The organism is Pseudomonas sp. Irchel s3f10 (genome assembly GCF_900187515.1).
Classification (GTDB): Bacteria; Pseudomonadota; Gammaproteobacteria; order Pseudomonadales; family Pseudomonadaceae; genus Aquipseudomonas; species Aquipseudomonas tensinigenes.
In genome coordinates, this window is the sequence record NZ_FYDZ01000017.1 from 63,599 (window position 1) to 83,448 (window position 19,850).

The 19,850-nt window shown below is 58.4% G+C and carries 15 protein-coding genes and 1 tRNA gene; 3 read left to right on the forward strand and 13 right to left on the reverse strand.

The annotated features are described in order from the left end of the window. Positions 1-15 precede the first annotated feature (15 nt). From CKW17_RS25865 to rpsU, 9 genes are all read right to left on the reverse strand, one after another. Positions 16-810, reverse strand: a complete 795-nt coding sequence (locus CKW17_RS25865; protein ID WP_095122590.1) for a carbon-nitrogen hydrolase family protein — start codon at positions 808-810, stop codon at positions 16-18. A 12-nt stretch (positions 811-822) separates the two neighbouring features. Next, entirely contained in the window at positions 823-2,505 is a 1,683-nt protein-coding gene (locus CKW17_RS25870; RefSeq protein ID WP_008085177.1) for an NAD(P)/FAD-dependent oxidoreductase, read from the reverse strand. 222 nt (positions 2,506-2,727) lie between these two features. Continuing rightward, positions 2,728-3,189: an Lrp/AsnC family transcriptional regulator gene (locus CKW17_RS25875; RefSeq protein ID WP_095122592.1), complete on the reverse strand. Its 462-nt coding sequence runs from the start codon at positions 3,187-3,189 to the stop codon at positions 2,728-2,730. A gap of 297 nt (positions 3,190-3,486) precedes the next feature. Then, the gene (locus CKW17_RS25880) at positions 3,487-4,053 is read right to left on the reverse strand and encodes a PBECR2 nuclease fold domain-containing protein (protein WP_095122594.1); all 567 of its coding nucleotides are present in this window, start codon (positions 4,051-4,053) and stop codon (positions 3,487-3,489) included. 215 nt (positions 4,054-4,268) lie between these two features. Beyond that, a tRNA-Ile gene (locus CKW17_RS25885) sits at positions 4,269-4,345 on the reverse strand. A 15-nt stretch (positions 4,346-4,360) separates the two neighbouring features. Next, positions 4,361-8,107, reverse strand: a complete 3,747-nt coding sequence (locus tag CKW17_RS25890) for a bifunctional diguanylate cyclase/phosphodiesterase (protein WP_095122596.1) — start codon at positions 8,105-8,107, stop codon at positions 4,361-4,363. A 126-nt stretch (positions 8,108-8,233) separates the two neighbouring features. Next, entirely contained in the window at positions 8,234-10,078 is a 1,845-nt protein-coding gene (gene rpoD / locus CKW17_RS25895) for an RNA polymerase sigma factor RpoD (RefSeq protein ID WP_095122598.1), read from the reverse strand. Positions 10,079-10,145: 67 nt separating this feature from the next. Further along, positions 10,146-12,110, reverse strand: a complete 1,965-nt coding sequence (gene dnaG / locus CKW17_RS25905; protein ID WP_095122600.1) for a DNA primase — start codon at positions 12,108-12,110, stop codon at positions 10,146-10,148. A 485-nt stretch (positions 12,111-12,595) separates the two neighbouring features. Further along, positions 12,596-12,811, reverse strand: coding sequence for a 30S ribosomal protein S21 (gene rpsU, locus CKW17_RS25910; protein WP_002551877.1), 216 nt, complete (start codon positions 12,809-12,811; stop codon positions 12,596-12,598). Positions 12,812-13,010: 199 nt separating this feature from the next. On the opposite strand from rpsU, the gene tsaD reads away from it, so the two are divergent. Then, on the forward strand, positions 13,011-14,036 hold the full coding sequence (gene tsaD, locus CKW17_RS25915) for a tRNA (adenosine(37)-N6)-threonylcarbamoyltransferase complex transferase subunit TsaD (RefSeq protein ID WP_095122603.1): 1,026 nt from the start codon (positions 13,011-13,013) through the stop codon (positions 14,034-14,036). A 23-nt stretch (positions 14,037-14,059) separates the two neighbouring features. Here tsaD and plsY read toward each other — a convergent pair whose 3' ends face one another. Further along, complete coding sequence (gene plsY, locus CKW17_RS25920) at positions 14,060-14,629, reverse strand: glycerol-3-phosphate 1-O-acyltransferase PlsY (protein ID WP_038363312.1); 570 nt, start codon at positions 14,627-14,629, stop codon at positions 14,060-14,062. Positions 14,630-14,703: 74 nt separating this feature from the next. Here plsY and folB point away from each other — a divergent pair, with 74 nt between their 5' ends. Beyond that, on the forward strand, positions 14,704-15,060 hold the full coding sequence (gene folB, locus CKW17_RS25925) for a dihydroneopterin aldolase (protein ID WP_064390789.1): 357 nt from the start codon (positions 14,704-14,706) through the stop codon (positions 15,058-15,060). Beyond that, on the forward strand, positions 15,051-15,569 hold the full coding sequence (gene folK / locus CKW17_RS25930; protein WP_095122605.1) for a 2-amino-4-hydroxy-6-hydroxymethyldihydropteridine diphosphokinase: 519 nt from the start codon (positions 15,051-15,053) through the stop codon (positions 15,567-15,569). Before folB ends, folK begins: the two co-directional genes overlap by 10 nt. 84 nt (positions 15,570-15,653) lie before the next feature. Here the strand turns inward: folK and CKW17_RS25935 are convergent, their stop codons facing one another. The 3 genes from CKW17_RS25935 to CKW17_RS25945 all read right to left on the reverse strand — a co-directional run bounded on the left by CKW17_RS25935 (position 15,654) and on the right by CKW17_RS25945 (position 19,777). Continuing rightward, the gene (locus tag CKW17_RS25935; RefSeq protein ID WP_095122608.1) at positions 15,654-16,883 is read right to left on the reverse strand and encodes a multifunctional CCA addition/repair protein; all 1,230 of its coding nucleotides are present in this window, start codon (positions 16,881-16,883) and stop codon (positions 15,654-15,656) included. Positions 16,884-16,946: 63 nt separating this feature from the next. Then, positions 16,947-18,509: a SpoVR family protein gene (locus CKW17_RS25940; protein ID WP_095122610.1), complete on the reverse strand. Its 1,563-nt coding sequence runs from the start codon at positions 18,507-18,509 to the stop codon at positions 16,947-16,949. Further along, positions 18,506-19,777 (reverse strand): YeaH/YhbH family protein, encoded by a 1,272-nt coding sequence (locus CKW17_RS25945; protein ID WP_007910114.1) that lies wholly within the window; start codon positions 19,775-19,777, stop codon positions 18,506-18,508. Before CKW17_RS25945 ends, CKW17_RS25940 begins: the two co-directional genes overlap by 4 nt. Positions 19,778-19,850 lie beyond the last annotated feature (73 nt).

The window sequence follows — 19,850 nt, forward strand, 5'->3', positions numbered from 1 at the left end:
GCCAATGCTAGCGGATTAGCGCTGGTTGAGCGCGCCGTAAAGCTCCGGACGGCGGTCGCTGAGGTAGCGATTGGCCGCGCGCGAGTCGAGCATCAACTGCCGATCCAGTTCACCGACGATCAGCGCTTCGTCGAGACCGGCCTGTGCGATGCGGCTGCCGTCCGGTGCAGCGATGCTGCTTTGCCCGCAATAGTGGATCTCGCCTTCGCTGCCGCAATAGTTGGCGTAGGCCACGTAGCACTGGTTTTCGAAGGCGCGTGAACGCACGGTGACATCAGCGACGAAATCGAACGGAATCATGTTCGCCGTCGGCACCAGAATCAGCTCGGCGCCGGCGAGTGCCAGACGGCGGGTGTTTTCCGGAAACTCCAGGTCGTAACAGATCAAGAAACCGAGCTTCCAGCCGTTGAGTTCGACGATCGGGAAATCATCATTGCCGGGGCTGAACATCGAGCGATCCAGATCACCAAACAGATGCGTCTTGCGGTAATTGCACAGGCGCTCGCCGTGCGAATCGATCAACTGCACGGCGTTGTAAATCTGCCCTTCGGCAGTGCGCTCCGGATAGCCGTAAACAATCGCTAAACCTGCGGCTTTGGCGATCCGCCCGATCTGCTGCGCCCATTCACCGTTGTAGACCTCGGCCAAGGTGCTGACTGCTTCGGCGCCGATGTTGTAGCCGGTCATGAACATCTCCGGCAGCACCAACAGGTCGGCGCCCTTGGCCTCCATCGCCAGTTGATGCAAGCGTTGCAGGTTGGCGGCGGGGTCCAGTGGCAGCGGTGGACATTGGTAAAGGGCTACACGCATCAGGGATTCCTCTTACTCGGGCAGGGCGATAGGGCCGATGTCTTTGAACACATCACCCGGGCCCGGGTTCGCTTTATGTGTCGAACCACCGAAATGCTTCATGATCCCCCACACCGCGTTGAGCGAGGTCTGCACTGCGCCTTCGACCCACGCCGGTGTCCACGAAACGTCGTCGCCAGCGATAAAAATCCCGCGCTGTTCGGCCGGCATCTCGTCCTGCATGAAGTGCGCGTACATGCGCTGGTTGTAGCGATAGTGGCCCGGCAGTGCACCTTTGAAGGCGCCGAGGAAGTACGGGTCGGCTTCCCACGACACGGTGATCGGGTCGCCAATGATCCGCGCGGCGATGTCGACTTTCGGGTAGATCTTTTTCAGCGCGTTCAACGCCAGCTCAACGCGCTTTTCCACAGGGTGCGGGAGCATTTTCAACGCATCGCTCATCCATGAGTATGACAGGCAGATTACGCCCGGCTTGTCGTCACCGTTGTCGAACAGGTAGGTGCCACGGGTCAGGCGATCGGTGAGGGTCATGCTCATCAGGTCGCGACCGGTTTCCGGGTCTTTGTCCTTCCAGAACGGCCGGTCGACCATCACGAAAGTTTTCGATGACTGCATGTAGCGAGTACGGTCGAGGGCCATCCACATCTTCTGCGAGAACAGGGTTTCGTCGCATTCGATCTGCGTGGTCAGCAGCCAGCTCTGGCAAGTGGTCAGCACGGCGGCGTATTCGCGGGTATCGCCGTTGTTGTCGGTGACAGCGAAACGGCCGTCCGGCGCGTGAGCGATTTTCTTCACGCCCGAGCGCGGTGCTCCACGGTGCAGGGATTTCAGGCTGGTGCCTTCGGGCCAGTGCACGCAGCGCTCCGGCACATGGCGCCAGATGCCTTGCGGCACTTGCTCGACGCCGCCGACCACCAGGTGCTGGTGATCGTCGCAGTTGGTCATCACCACGCGGAAGATTTCCAGCATCGAGTTAGGGAAATCCGAGTCCCAGCCGCCGGTGCCGAAACCAACCTGACCGAACACTTCGCGGTGATGGAACGACAGTTTGGCGAAGGCTTCGGAGGTGGCGACGAAGTCGTAGAAGGTGCGGTCATCCCACAGCGGTACCAGGGTATTCCACAGCTCTTTCAGGCGTGGCACATCACGGTCGCGAATGGCTTGCTGGATATCGGCGAACTGCGAGCCGGCCTCCAGTGCGTCCGCCCAGGCGTCAGCCACTTCCTGGAACAGTGCAGGAAGATCCGCTAGCTTCTGTGCGTAATGGGTTTTGCCTTCGAGGTCGATCACGGTGCTGCCGGAGGCCGGCGTCAGCGGGTTCGGGAAAGGTTTGGTTTCCAGGCCGAGCTTGTCGACGTAGTGATAAAACGCGGTGGAGGACACCGGAAAACGCATGCCACCCAGTTCAGCGACGATGCCGTCAGTGCCGTTGAAGGCCTGCGAACGCAGACGCCCACCGAGTTTCGATGCCTCATAAACCACAGGCTTCAGGCCGAGTTTCATCAACTCGTAAGCGGCTACCAGACCGGCGATACCCGCGCCGACAATCGCCACTTCGGCGCCGTGATTATGTTCAGGAATAGTGCCGAGACCGGCCGGGTGTTCGATCCAGTCGTCAAACGCGAACGGAAAGTCCGGGCCGAAAATGGTGACTGGTTTCTTACCGTCTGCAGGATGGCGATTGTTCTTGTTCATGGCTGACCTTGCTGGCGACCCGACGCGGGATGCGCGTCTGAGTATAGGAAAAGATGCCAGCCATTCTAGGGAGCGTAGAACACGTTAATAAGACGCAAAGTGTCGTCGTTTTGCCGGATTACCAATCAATATGACGATTGTAGACTGCACACCGACCAAGATGTGGGAGCGAGCCTGCTCGCGAAGAGGCCCTGTGGTTCTCTCCAAAAGCCCGATCAGACCTTAAACCGGCTGCCCCCGATCAATCTTGCTACTCAAAATGATCGACGTCGTGGTCTTCTCCACCCCATCCACACCACCAATCTGATCAAGCAACTGATCCAGTTGCTCCGGCGAATCGGTACGCAACCACGCCACATAATCAAACTCGCCACTCACCGCACACAGCTGTTGCACTTGGGCCATCGCACTCAGCCGACGCAAGACCTCCTTGCCGGAACGCGGCTGCACCTTGATCCCGACATACGCTTGCAACCCGCCATCAACCACGCGTTGACCCAAACGCACACCGTAACCGGTGATCACTTTGGCTTTTTCCAGGCGTGCCAAACGTGAGGTTACGGTAGTGCGCGCAATGCCTAATTGCCGGGCAAGCATGGCCACGCTTTCGCGGGCGTTGATCTGAAGGGCGGCGATTAGTTGACGGTCGATTTCATCGAGCACGGGCGGGCGGGTGTCTGGCAAGGGGTGGCTCCGGTGTGTGTGGGGGGCGATGAGTTGTGCATGTTACAGGCACTACAAACGACACGCTGCGGGTGATGTTGGAGCGGTTCACCCAATCGTCGACGCTAACGGTGCGCTGAAACAAAACATCGGATATTTGATTTGACTTGCCTGGCCTATTTATCAAGAATGCCAGCAAGAGCGCGAAATCTGCTGCCTTGCAGGGCATTAGCGGACGTAGGTACCTCAGCGATGCTGCAACATCGGTGTAAGGTGAGACCTCTTCATCCCATTTCCTGAGGGTGCAAATATCAGGATTCAAACATCAAGGGCAGCCGAATGGCTGCCCTTTTCTTTGTCTTCAAGAATGTACCGCTTGTACAAAAGCTCGCCTTGGCGGTGTTTGTTCATCGCTCTTGCCGGTGCGTGCATGAAGTTCCAGAGGACATGCCCGTTTCGCACATCGACCACGACAAGCATGTCGTTTTTTGCCTCATAGGCATTGATGAATGCCATTCGGTGACCGCCATTATCGTAAAGGACTTTCCAGACTTCGAAAGGTCCCGTGAGCGTATCGATGGCATGTCGAACATAGCGCTCTCGGGAGTCTGGACGTTTCTCAACGATATGAGCCAGTTTGTCTCTCATGACTGCCACTCTCCCAATGGGTGTGAGGATAGTAACGGTCAGTACGGACTCGTCTACGAACCCAAAGTGGTCCAGAAGGATTTTGAGGGCGTCTTCTGCGTTGTCAGCCCTTTTCATCTCGTCGATTGCCGCTGACCGAAGTTCTCTCGATAACGTTCTCAGATCAGGTAAAGCAAGGTTGATCCAGGTTGGTTGGTGGGCTGCTTCCTTTATCAGTGGCGCAGCATTCACGAGCATAAAAACAATCCTGGGCGGGCGGTGGCGTCCGGAGATTACTCGTCTGGAGAATTGGCCGACAACGCGCGGAGAGGGGAGAAAACATAGTTTGGGAAAATTCCTACAGATCTTGCGGTTATATTCCTAACAATGCGTTTCCGAACATTGCGCTCGCCAAGACTTCGAACCTCAATCCATCGCCCAAGAAAAAGCCGCGCATAGCGCGGCTTTCAATTTGGTGGGCCCACACGGACTTGAACCGTGGACCAAAGGATTATGAGTCCTCTGCTCTAACCAACTGAGCTATAGGCCCTCAGTAGGTCGCGGATTATAGCGACGGTTTCTCGGCTGTGCTATCCGAATAATCCGATACGGTTACACGAAGAAACGTCGCGGCGAATTCTTCTGGTGGTAACGGCAGGCTGACGATGTAGCCCTGGATCTGCTCGCAACCTTCAGCGGCGAGGAATTGTTGTTGCGCCTGGGTTTCCACACCTTCGGCGATGACGGTGAATTGCATGCTCCGGCCCAGCGCGATAATGGCCCGGACAATGGCCGCGTCGTGGGGATCGTCGGGCAGTCCCCGAACGAATGACTGGTCGATCTTGAGGATATCCAGCGGCAGGCGTTTGAGGTAACTGAGCGAAGAATATCCGGTACCGAAGTCGTCGATCGCCAGTTGTACGCCGAGATGTTTGAGCTGGTGCAGCACGGCCAGCGCCTCTTCGGCCTGACTCATGATGAAATTCTCGGTAATTTCCAGTTGCAGTAAATCCGGCTGCAGGCCGTTGTCGTTGAGCAGTTGTTCGATGCGTCCGAGTAGATTCGGCTGACGCAGTTGCGCGCCGGCGAGGTTCACCGACAGAGGGCCGAGGCTGTCGTAGACCTGATTCCATTCGAACATCTGCCGGCACGCTGTCTCGAGCACCCAGTCACCAATCTGCAGAATCATGCCGTTTTCTTCGGCCAGCGGAATGAAGTGCTCTGGCGGTACGTCGCCGAAAGTCGGGTGACGCCAGCGGATCAGCGCCTCTGCACCGACCAGGCGATGGTCGTCGAGGCTGATTTTCGGCTGGTAGTAGAGAAACAGTTCATCGCGCTCGATGGCCCGACGCAGTTCGTGCTCCAGCGCGATGCGCTCGCTGGCCTGGGCAGTGAGGTCGCGGGTGTAGCTCTCGACGCGGTTGCGGCCCTTGGCCTTGGAGCGGTACATCGCCGCGTCGGCGTTTTTCACCAGAGTGGCGACGTCGCAACCGTCCCGCGGATAGAGGCTGGTGCCAATACTGGCGCTGATGAAGAACTCATGTTCGCCAGCCTGGAACGGCGCACCAAAGCAGTTGAGCAGTTTGGTGGCGATGTTGTCGGCATCGCTGGCCTGTTGCAGGCCGGGCAGCAGAATGATGAATTCGTCACCGCCCAGGCGCGCCACGGTATCGATGTCGCGCAGTTGCTCTTTCAGGCGCACGGCGATGCCCTTGAGCAGCAGGTCGCCGACCGGGTGACCGAGGCTATCATTGATGTGTTTGAAGCGGTCGAGATCGAGAAACAGCACGGCGCCCTGACCGCCGTTTTCCTGCTGACTGTTCAGTGCCATCAACAGGCGGTTTTCGAATAGTGTGCGGTTCGGCAGGCCGGTGAGCGGGTCGTGGTGTGCCTGATAGTCGAGTTTGGCTTGTGCATGCTTGAGACTGGAGATGTCGGCAAACACCGCGACAAAGTGAGTAATGAACTTGTCGCGATTGCGTACGGCACTGATGGTCAGCCAGCTCGGGTACAACTCGCCGTTCTTGCGCCGGTTGGAGATCTCGCCCTGCCAGTGACCTTCGTCGGTCAACTGGTGCCACATTGCCGCGTAGAACGCGCTGTCATGCAGGCCGGAGGCGAGCAAGCGCGGTGTATGGCCGAGCGCTTCGCTTTCGCTGTAACCGGTAATCTCGGTGAAGGCGCGGTTGACCGCACTGATGTGCTGTTGGGTGTCGGTGATCAATACACCTTCAGCGGTGCTTTCGAACACGGTGGCGGCCTGTTGCAGTTTTTCCTGCATCAGATGACGCTCGGTGATGTCGCGGGCGATGGTCAGCATGCAGTCTTCTTCACCGATCGGCAGCGGACGGCTGGAGACTTCGCAGAGGCGAATCTGCCCGTCACTGCGACGGATATGGCAGGTGAAGTCACGGACGAAGCCATCGCGATGCAGCAGGTCGAGCATCTGTTTACGCTCGTTGAGGTTGACCCAGATTCCCAGGTCCAGTGCCGAGCGATCCACCGACATGGCGCTATTGAAACCGGTGATGCGGCTGAAACCTTCGTTGACCTCCAGCAGCAGGCCATCGCTCTGGCGTGATAACAACAAACCATCTGGCGAGGCATGGAAGGCTTTGGCGAATTTCTCTTCGGAGGTTTGCAGCTGCTGCTGGGTTTCCTTGAGCTGGGTGATGTCACGTACAACGACCACCAGCGCTGGCGTGGTGTCCAGATCGAAGGGCTCGGCGGAGATCAGACCGGTGAACAACTGGCCATTGTTGCGGCGAAAGGGCATCTCCAGGTTGCGAATGCTGCCCGCCTGCAAACGTTGCAGAAGTCCCGGACCGACGCCGGGAATGCCCCAGATATTCAGGTCGGTCGCCGTTTGGCCAAGGACTTCCTCGGCTTTCAGCCCGATCTGTTCTTCAAACGCTTCGTTGACCTCCAGCAGGCAACCGTCGGACAGCCGTGCAATCACCAGAATGTCCGGGCATTGCTGGAAAACCGAAGCGAATTTTTGCTCCGAGAGCTGCAGTGCTTCTTCAGTGCGCTTGATTTCGCTGATGTCGATCATCAGGCCGCGCATCACCGGCTCATGACCATGTTCGATCAGGCTGACGATGTCGCGCACCCACAAGCAGCGACCATCGGCGGTGATCACCCGATAGTCGACGATGTGATCACGGCCCTCGCGCAGGGCCTCCTTGCAGTAGCTCTGCGTACGGGTCAGATCGGCCGGGTGAATGATGTTGTGCCAGAAGCCGGGGATCAGCCAATGGGATTGGGGGTAGCCGAGCAGATCTTCGGCGTGGGGCGACACATAGCTGTAGGTGAAGTCGCTTATCCGCGCTTCCCAGGCGATGGCCGACAGGCTCTCTACCAGGCCGCGATAGTGATATTCGCTGCTGCGCAGTTCCTGTTCGAGGTCGATACGTCGGGCGATTTCCGAGCTCAGGCGGCGGTTGATGCGGATCACCACGGCGAGGATCGTCATCAGCAGCAACAGTCCTGGCAATCCGTAGATCAACAAATCTGACCAGAATGTTCGATGATCAAGGACGTTGCCGACCCAGTGCTCCTGAATGCTGCTGATTTCATCAGGGCTCATGTCCGCGAGCACTTTGTCGAGAATCCCCACCAGTACCTTGTTATCGCGGGGCACGGCCATTGCCAGTTGGTAGCGATACGGGGTTTCGCCACTGACGTACAGGCCGTCGAGCTTGAGCTGGCGCAGGCTCCAGACACTCGAAGCGAGGTCGCCGACCACGGCGTCCACTTCGTCGGTCGCCAACGCCTGCAGCGCCGAACTGACATTGGGCATGGCCACCAGATTCAGATCGGGGTGGTGGGTGCGCAGCAGTTCGTGGGGCGCATAGTTTTCCACCACGGCGATTTTCAAACCGTACAGGTCGTCGAGCTTGCGCGGTTGCGCGCCGCCGATGTGGGCAAGGATGACAATCGGGAAATCAAGATAAGGGCGGGTGAACGACAGGTAGGTCTGGCGCTCAGGGGTGGACATGATCCCGGGTAGAAGATCGATTTTGCCCGATTTGACCTGCTCCAGCACCACCGTCCAGCTCACTGGCTCAATGGGGGTCAACTTGATTGCCAGGCGTTGGCGAATCACGTCGATATAGTCGGCAGCGAGGCCCTGGTAGCGGCTCTGATCGTCGCGAAACTCAAAGGGCGGCCACGATGCATCGACACCCAGGCGCAAATCCGGGTGAGCCGCCAGCCAGCTACGTTCTTCATCGGTCAGAGTCAGCGCGTCAGCCGTTGCGGTCCAGATCATCAGTGACAGCAAAAAAAGCACGGACGCCAATCTGGGCATAACGCTCTCGTTATGGCTCGGGGATGATTGTTTCGAGTGTAGACGGGGTATGCGGGGGAGGGGCGTTGCGAAGGATTTAATCTGCCATATAAACAAAACCCCCGGCCTGGGCCGGGGGTTCTGGTATCACTCGTCGAGGAAGGAGCGCAGATGCTCGCTTCGCGTCGGGTGGCGCAGCTTGCGCAGCGCCTTGGCTTCGATCTGACGGATCCGCTCACGCGTTACGTCAAACTGTTTGCCCACTTCTTCGAGTGTGTGGTCGGTGTTCATGTCGATACCGAAACGCATGCGCAGTACTTTGGCTTCACGGGCAGTGAGGCCGGACAGCACTTCGCGAGTCGCTTCTTTCAGGCTCTCAACAGTGGCGACATCGATTGGCGACTGCATGGTCGAGTCCTCGATGAAGTCACCCAGATGGGAGTCTTCGTCATCACCGATCGGCGTTTCCATGGAGATCGGTTCTTTAGCGATCTTCAATACCTTGCGGATCTTGTCCTCAGGCATTTCCATGCGTTCGCCCAGCTCTTCCGGGGTCGGTTCGCGACCCATTTCCTGCAACATCTGCCGGGAAATACGGTTGAGCTTGTTGATCGTCTCGATCATGTGCACCGGAATACGGATGGTGCGGGCCTGGTCGGCGATCGAGCGAGTGATCGCCTGACGGATCCACCAGGTGGCATAAGTCGAGAACTTGTAACCACGACGGTATTCGAACTTGTCTACCGCTTTCATCAGACCGATGTTGCCTTCCTGGATCAGATCGAGGAATTGCAGACCGCGGTTGGTGTACTTCTTGGCGATCGAGATCACCAGACGCAAGTTGGCTTCAACCATCTCTTTCTTCGCGCGGCGGGCCTTGGCCTCACCGATCGACATGCGACGGTTGATGTCCTTGATTTCTGCGATGGTCAGACCGGTTTCGGTTTCCAGCGCGATCAGTTTCTGCTGGCAACGAATGATGTCCGGCTGCACGCGACCAATGGCCTCGGCGTACTTGCTCTTGCCTTTGGCCAGGGCGTCGGACCAGCTTTCGTCGACTTCGTTGCTCGGGAACTGACGCAGGAAATCGGCGCGTGGCATACGTGCATCACGTACACACAGTTGCATGATCGCGCGCTCTTGCTGACGCAGACGATCCAGGGCACCGCGAACACGCTCGACCAGGCCTTCGAATTGCTTCGGAACCAGTTTGATCGGCATGAACAGCTCGGCCAGTGCCAGCAACTCGGCAATCGCTGCCTTGTTGCTGCGACCGTGCTTTTTCAGGGCCTTGCGAGTGACTTCCATCTGATCAGCCACGGCGCCAAAGCGCTGGGCAGCGATGACCGGATCCGGACCGCTTTCGGCTTCTTCTTCGTCATCGGAAGATTCAGCTTCATCGTCGTCGGTGTCGTCGTCGGCTTTCGCCACTTTCGCTTCGACAGGCGGCGGCACTTCGGCAGGCGGCGCAATGCCGTCGTCCGGGTCGATGTAACCGCTCAGGACGTCGGACAGGCGACCACCTTCGGTGGTGACGCGGGTGTACTCGGAGAGAATGTGGTCAACCGTGCCAGGGAAGTGCGCGATTGCGCTCATCACTTCACGGATGCCCTCTTCGATACGCTTGGCGATTTCGATTTCGCCTTCACGAGTCAGAAGCTCGACCGTACCCATTTCACGCATGTACATGCGCACTGGGTCAGTGGTGCGACCGATATCGGTCTCCACCGCGGCCAACGCGGCGGCTGCTTCTTCCGCAGCGGCCTCGTCGGTATCGGCGTCGGCCAACATAAGGGCGTCCGCATCCGGAGCACTCTCGTGTACGGGGATCCCCATGTCGTTAATCATGCGGATGATGTCTTCCACCTGCTCTGGATCTGAAATATCCTCGGGCAGGTGGTCGTTGACCTCGGCGTAAGTCAGATACTTCTGCTCACGACCCAGTTTGATCAACTCAATAATACGAGACTGCTGTTGCGCTTTTCCGGACATAACACCCTATCCACTGAAGGTCTTGGCGGGCAAAAAACAAGCCGAGGATTATACCTGAGCTATGACCTCACGCGCCAGTTGAGGTCGGGTTTGATGCGGAAACATTGCGACTTAATAGGTCGCGCAGTTGGTTTTTCTCTTCAATGCTCAGTTCGCTTTGACGCGCTTTCCTGAGCAACTGTTCCAGATTTCGCTCGCGTTGGCGGGCTGACAAGCTAGTAATGGTGTCGAAAAACTGTTGTTCAAGGTTATCTCCGTCAATCAGCCACTCCTTTTCTGCCAGTGCCTTGAGCAGGCGACCCTGTTCAGTGCCGTGCCATCGCGCGATCAACTGAAATGAGTTTAGCTTGGGATTCTTCTGTACGGCTTCGAGCAACGCCACAAGCAACTGGGCGTTGGTCTGATTTTCGTCCGCAATGTGTCCGGCGTCTTCAACGCGCTTGGCCAATTGCGGGTAATGGAGCAATGTGCGAAGGGCGGTCAGGGTTGGCGATTCGACGCCGATCGGCGTGCGCGGGCGTTGTTGGTCACGATCGCCGCCGCGTTTGCCGTTCTTGTCCCAGGGCTTCTTGTCCCACTTCTTGCCGCCCGCGCCGGGTTTTTTCGGCGTCCATTCCTGCTGCGGCACATACAGGTCCTGTGCCTGCGGCTGATGGTAGTCGCTGTAGTCCGGCATTGCGTCGTAATCGATGCCCGGATCGTAGGCGGGCGGCGCTTCCTGCGGCGCACTTTGTGCGAGCTGACTGACGGTTTCACTGCTCAGACCAGTAATTTCGGTCAGGCGTTGACGCATCAGGATGCGCAGGTTGGCGCCCGGTACTTTGTCGATCAGCGGGGCCGCGAGGGTGGCCATGTGCGCCTTGCCTTCGAGCGAGCGCGGGTCGGCTTCTTCGGTCAGTTGCTGGAAGAAATAGTCCGCCAGCGGCTGAGCGTGCTGATTGATTCGTGCCTTGAAGGCGTCAGTGCCTTCGGCGCGCACCAGGGTGTCCGGGTCTTCGCCTTCGGGCAGAAACAGGAAGCGTGCACGACGCCCGTCCTGCAGGCTTGAAAGCGTTGCTTCCAGTGCGCGCCATGCAGCGTTGCGGCCGGCCTGGTCACCGTCGAAGCAAAACAGCACGTTCGGCACTACGCGGAACAGGCGCTTCAAATGTTCTTCGCTGGTCGCTGTGCCCAGCGTCGCGACGGCATTCTTCAGGCCTTGTTGGGCGAGGGCGATGACGTCCATGTAACCCTCAACGACAATGATTTCGTCGAGGTTGCGGTTGTTCTTGCGCGCTTCGTAGAGGCCATAGAGTTCCTGGCCTTTATGGAAGACCGGGGTTTCCGGTGAGTTCAGGTATTTCGGCTTGTCGTCGCCGAGAACGCGGCCGCCGAAAGCGATGATTCGGCCACGGGTATCGCGGATCGGGAACATTACGCGATCGCGGAAGCGGTCATAGCGTTTGCCGGTTTCGGCGTTCTCGATCAGCAGGCCGGCGTCGATCATGGCTTTTTGCTGAAGCGTGTCGCTGCTCAAGTGTTTGAACAGGTTGTCCCAGCCCGGCGGCGCGAAACCGAGGCCGAAATCGCGGGCGATTTCGCCGGTCAGGCCGCGGCCCTTGAGGTAATCCACGGCAGCCTTGCGGGCGGGATGGCTCTTGAGCGCCTGCTTGTAGAAGTCAGCGGCAGCGGTGAGCAGCGGGTAGAGCGGCGAATCGGTCGGTTGCCGTGGCTTGCGCTCGCGGCCGCTTTCTTCGCGGGGGATTTCCATGCCGGCGGCTTTGGCCAGATCCTCGACGGCCTGGGGGAAATCCAGGTTGTCGTGATCCATGAGAAAGCCGAGGGCGTTGCCGCCGGCGCCGCAGCCGAAGCAATAATAAAACTGCTTGTCGGGGCTGACGCTGAAGGACGGGGTTTTCTCTTTGTGAAACGGGCAACAGGCGGTGTAGTTCTTGCCGGCCTTCTTCAATTGCACGCGCGAACTGACCACGTCGACGATGTCGGTGCGGTTCAGCAGGTCGTCAATGAAGCTCTGGGGAATCAGCCCGGCCATGGCGTACTCGTTGTCTGCGCTGTAATAAGTCCGATGCGAAATGCTGCCGAACGCGGGTCATTGTTTGAAGCGCGCAAAATATGCGGCTCGACCGGTGTCGTCTGCGTAATCGCTGTCGGGAAGTGTATCTGCCGAAAATCCACTGACGTTAGTACTCATCAGCCTTCGACTATTTGAAAGTGTTGCGCTGAATCCGCTGGCGGCCGGTAAAGGGCCTCGGATAGCTCAATAAAGCGGGCACGCATGCAGGTGCCTTGGGCTGATCGTCGTAAGAGGAATCAGTGGGTGTGCTCGTCAGTAGCCTTGAAAGGCTCGTCAGAAAAGACGTGCACCGCTGGCAAAAGAGCCAGGTCTGACGCGTGAAGCAGATTTGTCTCGGTCGCGTGTGCGGCTTCGACGGTGAAGCATCAAGCGTTTTACGCAAATGCCATTAGCCCGGCTGAGAGCCGGGCTTAGGCAAGAAGCTTGCTACGAACGTCTGTGTATTAGTACAGACGAACGGCGCGGCGCTGTTCGCGCTGAACTTTCTTGGCGTGACGCTTAACAGCGGCTGCTGCTTTGCGCTTACGCTCAGAAGTTGGCTTCTCGTAAAATTCGCGGCTACGAACTTCAGCCAGTACACCGGCTTTTTCGCAGGAGCGCTTGAAACGACGCAGAGCTACGTCGAAGGGTTCGTTCTCTTTAACTTTGACGGCTGGCATCCAGAGCTACCTTCATTCATTACCGGGGTCAACATCCTCGCGGCAAAAGAGCACTTGAAGACGTCGGTTTTTAAGGGTTGCGGATGTTAACCCCTCATCGCTCGGAATGCAAAGCCTCTGATCGAAAACCGCTGGTCGGGGCATCGCGCGGCGACTATTATGCGCGCCTTCGAATTCAGCCTAAACAAGGCGCAAACCCATGCTAGTACTGGGATTAGAAACCTCCTGCGACGAAACCGGCGTCGCATTATATGACAGTGAACGCGGCCTGCTGGCCGACGCGCTGTTCAGCCAGATCGACCTGCACCGGGCCTATGGCGGTGTAGTGCCGGAGCTGGCCTCGCGTGATCACGTCAAACGCATGCTGCCCTTGATTCGTCAGGTGTTGGCCGAGGCTGACTGTGTGCCGACAGAGATCGATGCGATCGCCTATACCGCGGGTCCTGGCCTGGTTGGCGCGCTGTTGGTCGGTGCTTCCTGCGCTCAGGCGCTGGCGTTTGCCTGGGGCATTCCAGCGCTCGGCGTGCACCACATGGAAGGGCATTTGCTCGCACCGATGCTGGAGCCAAAACCGCCGGAATTCCCGTTCGTCGCTTTGTTGGTTTCGGGCGGTCATACGCAACTGGTTCAGGTCGATGGTATCGGCCAATACGCCTTGCTCGGCGAGACACTCGACGACGCTGCGGGCGAAGCATTCGACAAAACCGCGAAGATGATGGGTCTGAATTATCCGGGCGGGCCGGAAATTGCCAAGTTGGCGGAGAAGGGCGTTGCAGGACGTTTTACCTTTCCGCGTCCGATGTGCGATCGCCCGGGTCTGCAATTCAGCTTCAGTGGTCTGAAAACCTCTGCGCTCAACGCTTGGCAGCAGTGCGTCAGCGCCGGGGACGACAACGAGCAAGCCCGTTGCGACATCGCGCTGGCGTTCCAGCAGGCCGTGGTGGAGACTTTGACCATCAAGTGCAAGCGTGCCCTGAAACAGGCCGGCATGAAGCGTCTGGTGATCGCTGGCGGCGTCAGTGCCAACAAGGCCTTGCGCGTTTCGCTGGAAAAGATGCTCGGCGATATGAAGGGTGATGTGTTCTACGCCCGTCCCGAGTTCTGCACCGACAACGGCGCGATGATCGCGTTTGCCGGTTGCCAGCGCTTGCAGGCCGGTCAGCAGGAAAGTCTGGCAATCAGCGTGCAGGCGCGCTGGCCAATGGAGCAATTGTCGCCGTTGTGATGAGTGGCGCTCATGGGCGGTATTTAAAAATGCCGTTCGCGCCCGGCAAACAGGTCGCGTAGATTGCCGCGGTGGCGCCAGACGATCAGCAGTGTTAGCGCGCTCATTGGCAACAGCGCCTCCGGTTCCTGCCAGGCCAGCAACGGCAGGGTCAGCGGCGTGGCAATCAGCGCGGCCAGCGAGCTGGTACGGGTCAGGTAGAACGTCAGCAGCCAGGCGCACACGGCCAGCAGCGCGGCGGGTGGATACAGGCCCAGCAGCATGCCGGCAGCGGTGGCAACACCTTTGCCACCACGGAAGCGGAAATACAGCGGGAACAGGTGACCGATCACGGCGCACACGCCGATCCACGCCTGATCCTGCAGCGAAAGGCCGACAGCCGAGGCGATCAGCACCGGCACCAGGCCTTTGCACAGATCACCCAGCAGGGTCAGGATCGCCAGTTTGCGACCGGCCAAGCGCAGCATGTTGGTGGCACCGGCATTGCCCGAGCCACTCATTCGCGGATCCGGATTTCCGGTCAGGCGGCTGAGCAAAATGGCGAAGGACAGCGAGCCGAGCAGGTAGGCGAAAGTCGCCAGTAACCAAAACATGCTAACTATTCCGGGCGAGGACGCCCTGATTCTAACGGCGCATTGCGCCCTTGTCGTGCAGCGGAGAGAAGTGCTTGGACAGAGTGTTTATCGAGGGCCTGGAAGTCGACACCGTCATTGGTGCCTACGACTGGGAGCGCGGCATCCGACAGTGCTTGCGACTTGATCTGAGCTTCGCCTGGGACAATCGCCCGGCCGCCGCCGGTGACGACCTGACCCTGGCGCTCGACTACGCTAGCGTTTCCACGCGGATTCAGGCTTTTGCCGAGCAGGCGCAGTTTCAACTGGTCGAGACCTTTGCCGAACGTCTGGTTGAAGTGCTGATGAGCGAATTCAAGATCACGTGGGTGCGTCTGAAGCTGACCAAGCCTGGCGCCGTTCCGGCTGCCAAGGGCGGCGTGGGTGTGGAGATCGAGCGCGGATGTCGCTGACTCAGGTCTACCTCGGGCTCGGTAGCAATATCGAGCGCGAAACCCATTTGCGTGCCGGACTCGACGCTTTGGCGACATTTCTGGTGGATATCCGCTGTTCGGCGGTGTTCGAGAGCGCACCTGTGGGGATCAAGAGCGGGCCGTTCTTCAACTTTGTGGTGTCGGCGTTTACCGATCTGCCGTTGATGGAACTGGATCGACGCTTGAAATTCATCGAGGCGGATAACGGCCGCTATGCGCCGGATCGTAAGGGGTTGCCGCTGGATATCGACGTGCTGCTGTATGGCGAACTGGCGGGGAATTTCGACGGTTTGGTTCTGCCGCGTGCCGAGATTCTGAAAAATGCTTTTGTGCTGTGGCCGTTGTCGCTGATTGCGCCGGATCGCGTGCATCCGGGTGTGGGAAAAAGCTTCGCGACGTTGTGGGCTGAGGCGCAGATTGATCAGGTATTGGCGCCAGTAGCGTTCGAGTGGCGCGGGCAGCGGCTCACGCCTTCAGATTTGCTTTAGATCGACTGACGTCTTCGCGAGCAGGCTCGCTCCCACAGGGAAATGCATTCCAAAATGTGGGAGCGAGCCTGCTCGCGAAGCTTTTCAAGCGGACGCCGCGTCTTTGTAGGCTTTCAGCGCCTTCAGTCGCTCACGCTTGAGCGCTTCTCCCAGCTCCGGGCCTTTGAATCCCTTCTCCAGCAACGGTTGCACCGCGACTTCACGCGCAACCTTGGCAGCGCCGCGCAAATAATCCGCCTGTGGATAACTTCTCTGTTCCAGCCCTTTGCGGCCTCGGGCGTCCATTTCGCATGCGACGATAAACTCCTCAAACCGCTGCGGTCGACGATACACATCAAAACTCTGCAACAACTCCAGCAACGTTGAAGCCTTCAACTCCAGCGCCCGGTGGCCATGGGTGTGGTACTTGCCAACCAATAGCGCCAACTCCTGGCAATCCTTCGGCGCCTTGAAGCGTTCGTTTACGGCTTTGATCAGTTTCAGTCCGGTGTGCTCATGAGCGATATGCCGTGGCCACTCTTCTTCCGGTGTGAGGCCTTTGCCTAGGTCATGCAGCAGGCAGGCCCAACGTACCGTCAGCGGTTGTTTATGCAGCGCCGACTGCTCGAGCACGCTGAGTGTGTGGACGCCAGTGTCGATTTCCGGATGATGCGCTTCCGGTTGCGGCACACCAAACAGCGCGTCGACCTCTGGCATCAGTACCTTGAGCGCTCCACAGTCGCGAAGCACTTGGATAAATACCTGCGGTTGATCTTCCATCAATGCGCGGGAGATTTCCTTCCAGCTGCGTTCTGCGGTCAACGCCTCCAGTTCGCCGGACTCGCTGAGCTGCCGCATTAATTCCAGCGTCTCTGGCGCGACCGTGAAACCGAGTTCGGCATAGCGCGCGGCGAAACGGGCTACGCGCAATACTCGGAGGGGATCTTCGGCAAACGCCGGTGATACGTGGCGCAGGATGCGAGCATCGAGATCGCGCTGGCCATGGTACGGATCGGTCAGATTCTGCTGGTCGTCCTCAGCCATGGCGTTGATGGTCAGATCGCGGCGGATCAGGTCTTCTTCAAGCGTGACTTCGGGGCTGGCGTGAAAGGTGAAGCCACCATAACCGCGCCCGCTTTTGCGCTCGGTGCGGGCAAGGGCGTATTCCTCGCCGCTTTTTGGGTGAAGAAACACCGGGAAATCCGCACCGACCGGGCGATAACCCTGGGCGAGCATCTCCTCCGTGGTGGCTCCGACCACCACCCAATCAATGTCCGTGACCGGTTTGCCCAGCAAGCGATCACGGACCGCGCCGCCAACCTTGAAAATCTGCATAAAAAACCTCCGTTAGCCCGACAGGATAACCCTTGCGTCGGACTTTCGGAGGCCAGAACCGTTTCAAAGATGAATGACTGCGAGGTCGAGCCGACCGTAATCCCCTTCGCTGTGTTCACTGCGTGGCGGAACGTGATGGGTTTTCATGATCTGGTCGCCTTGCAGGGTTTCCAGGTGAATGTCGAAGCCCCACAGGCGATGCAAGTGTTTGAGCACTTCTTCGGTGGAATCGCCCAATGGTTTGCGGTCGTGCTGTTGGTGACGCAAGGTCAGTGAACGGTCCCCGCGCCGATCAATGCTGTAGATCTGCACGTTCGGCTCGCGGTTGCCGAGGTTGTATTGCGCGGCCAGAGTTTCGCGGATGATCCGGTAGCCGGGCTCGTCATGAATCGCAGGCACCAACAAGTCGTCCTTCTGATCGTCATCCATGATGCTGAACAGTTTCAGGTCACGGATCACCTTCGGCGACAGATACTGCAGGATGAAACTCTCATCCTTGAAGCTGCTCATGGCGAATTTGATGGTCGACAGCCAGTCGCTCCCGGCAATTTCCGGGAACCAGTGACGATCTTCTTCGGTAGGTTCTTCACACATGCGCCGAATGTCGCGGTACATGGCGAAGCCCAATGCATAGGGATTGATGCCGCTGTAGTAAGGGCTGTCGAAACCCGGCTGGAACACCACGCTGGTGTGCGACGTCAGGAACTCCATCATGAAGCCGTCGGTGACCAGCCCTTCGTCGTACAGGTCGTTCATCAGCGTGTAGTGCCAGAACGTTGCCCAGCCTTCGTTCATTACCTGGGTCTGGCGTTGTGGATAGAAATACTGAGCGATCTTGCGCACGATCCGCACGATCTCGCGCTGCCATGGCTCGAGCAGCGGCGCGTGTTTCTCGATGAAGTACAGAATGTTTTCCTGTGGCTCGGCCGGGAAGCGTGCGTTGTCCCTGTCGCTGTACTTGTCCGCGCCTTTGGGAATGGTGCGCCACAGATCGTTGATCTGCTTCTGCAGGTGCTCTTCGCGATCCTTCTGCCGCCGGCGCTCCTCTTCGGCGGAAATCGGATACGGACGCTTGTAGCGATCGACGCCGTAGTTCATCAGCGCATGGCAGGAGTCGAGCAGGTCTTCCACCGCGTCGATGCCGTGGCGCTCTTCGCACTGCATGATGTACTGCTTGGCAAACACCAGGTAATCGATGATCGAGCTGGCATCGGTCCAAGTGCGGAACAGGTAGTTGCCCTTGAAGAAACTGTTGTGGCCATAGCACGCGTGCGCCACCACCAGGGCCTGCATGCAGATGGTGTTTTCTTCCATCAGATAGGCAATGCACGGGTCGGAGTTGATCACGATTTCATAGGCCAGACCCATCTGTCCACGGCTGTAGGACTTTTCGGTGCTGAGGAAGTGTTTACCGTAGGACCAGTGGTGGTAACCCAGCGGCATACCCACCGAGGCGTACGCATCCATCATCTGCTCGGCGGTAATCACTTCAATCTGGTTGGGGTAGGTATCCAGCGCATAGCGGGCCGCGATACGGGCGATTTCGCGGTCGTAGGTCTGGATCAGCTCGAACGTCCATTCGGAGCCGGTGGAAATGGGTTGGCGCTTCTGCTCTTTGGCGGTCATGTCACTAACCTGCGCTGGAAGAGTTCACGGAAGACCGGATAGATATCTCCGGCCGAGACCAGTTGCTGCTGGGCAAACGTGTCAGAAAAGGCTTCGGCGATGCGTTCGTACTCGTACCACAAAGCCTGATGTTCGCGCGGGGTGATCTCCACGTAAGTGTAGTACTGCACAAATGGCATGATCTGGTTGATCAGGATGTCGCGGCAGATTGGCGAGTCGTCGTTCCAGTTGTCGCCGTCGGAAGCCTGGGCTGCGTAGATGTTCCACTCGTTGCTCGGGTAACGCTCGGCCATGATCTCCTGCATCAGTTTCAGGGCACTGGAAACGATGGTGCCGCCGGTTTCCCGCGAGTAGAAAAACTCCTCTTCATCGACTTCCCGGGCACTGGTGTGGTGACGGATGAACACGACGTCGATCTTGTCGTAATTCCTTTTCAGGAACAGGTACAACAGGATGAAAAAGCGTTTGGCGATGTCCTTGGTCGCCTGGGTCATGGAGCCGGAAACGTCCATCAGGCAGAACATCACCGCTTTCGAACTGGGGTTTGGCTGTTTGATCAGCAGGTTGTATTTCAAGTCGAAGGTGTCGAGGAACGGCACGCGATGGATGCGCGCGCTGAGTTTTTCGATTTCCGCCTCGAGTTCTTGAATATCGCCGAAGTTGTCTGGCTCTTCGCGTCTCAGACGTTCAAGTTCTTCTTTGACTTCGCGCAGTTTGGCGCGGCTGCTGCCGGACAGCGCAATGCGCCGTGCGTGGGCCGAACGCAGGGTGCGGATGATGTTGATCCGTGACGGGTTGCCTTCATTGCTGATGCCGGCGCGCACGGTTTTGAAGGTGTCGGTGCCGCTGAGGTTGCGCTTGACCAGGTTCGGCAGCTCAAGGTCTTCGAACATGAATTCGAGAAATTCTTCCTGGGTGATCTGGAAGACGAACTCGTCCATGCCCTCGCCGGAATTGCCGGCCTTGCCGGGACCGCGTCCACCACCACCTCCCGGTGGGCGGGCAATATGCTCGCCGGCGGTGAATTCCTTGTTGCCGGGATGAACCACGGTTTGCTTGCCGCCGCGACCATGGTGAAGCACCGGTTCGTCGATGTCGCGACCGGGAATGCTGATCTGTTCGCCGTGCTCCATATCGGTAATGGAACGCCGGCTGACCGCCTCTTCGACAGCCTTTTTGATGTGGTCACGGTAGCGCCGCAGGAAACGCTGGCGGTTCACCGTGCTCTTGTTCTTGCCATTGAGACGTCGGTCGATCACATAACTCATAGGAAGCCCTCCGGGCAGCTTCAAGTTGTGAGCCTCAAGCTGCAAGTAAAAGCAGGTTCCCGGGCATCAGTGG

Coding starts and splice junctions, on each gene's coding strand:
- CKW17_RS25865 (WP_095122590.1), bottom strand. CDS start 810: ATGCGTGTAGCCCTTTACCAATGTCCACCGCTGCCACTGGACCCCGCC.
- CKW17_RS25870 (WP_008085177.1), bottom strand. CDS start 2,505: ATGAACAAGAACAATCGCCATCCTGCAGACGGTAAGAAACCAGTCACC.
- CKW17_RS25880 (WP_095122594.1), bottom strand. CDS start 4,053: ATGCTCGTGAATGCTGCGCCACTGATAAAGGAAGCAGCCCACCAACCA.
- CKW17_RS25890 (WP_095122596.1), bottom strand. CDS start 8,107: ATGCCCAGATTGGCGTCCGTGCTTTTTTTGCTGTCACTGATGATCTGG.
- rpoD (WP_095122598.1), bottom strand. CDS start 10,078: ATGTCCGGAAAAGCGCAACAGCAGTCTCGTATTATTGAGTTGATCAAA.
- dnaG (WP_095122600.1), bottom strand. CDS start 12,110: ATGGCCGGGCTGATTCCCCAGAGCTTCATTGACGACCTGCTGAACCGC.
- rpsU (WP_002551877.1), bottom strand. CDS start 12,811: ATGCCAGCCGTCAAAGTTAAAGAGAACGAACCCTTCGACGTAGCTCTG.
- tsaD (WP_095122603.1), top strand. CDS start 13,011: ATGCTAGTACTGGGATTAGAAACCTCCTGCGACGAAACCGGCGTCGCA.
- plsY (WP_038363312.1), bottom strand. CDS start 14,629: ATGTTTTGGTTACTGGCGACTTTCGCCTACCTGCTCGGCTCGCTGTCC.
- folK (WP_095122605.1), top strand. CDS start 15,051: ATGTCGCTGACTCAGGTCTACCTCGGGCTCGGTAGCAATATCGAGCGC.
- CKW17_RS25935 (WP_095122608.1), bottom strand. CDS start 16,883: ATGCAGATTTTCAAGGTTGGCGGCGCGGTCCGTGATCGCTTGCTGGGC.
- CKW17_RS25940 (WP_095122610.1), bottom strand. CDS start 18,509: ATGACCGCCAAAGAGCAGAAGCGCCAACCCATTTCCACCGGCTCCGAA.
- CKW17_RS25945 (WP_007910114.1), bottom strand. CDS start 19,777: ATGAGTTATGTGATCGACCGACGTCTCAATGGCAAGAACAAGAGCACG.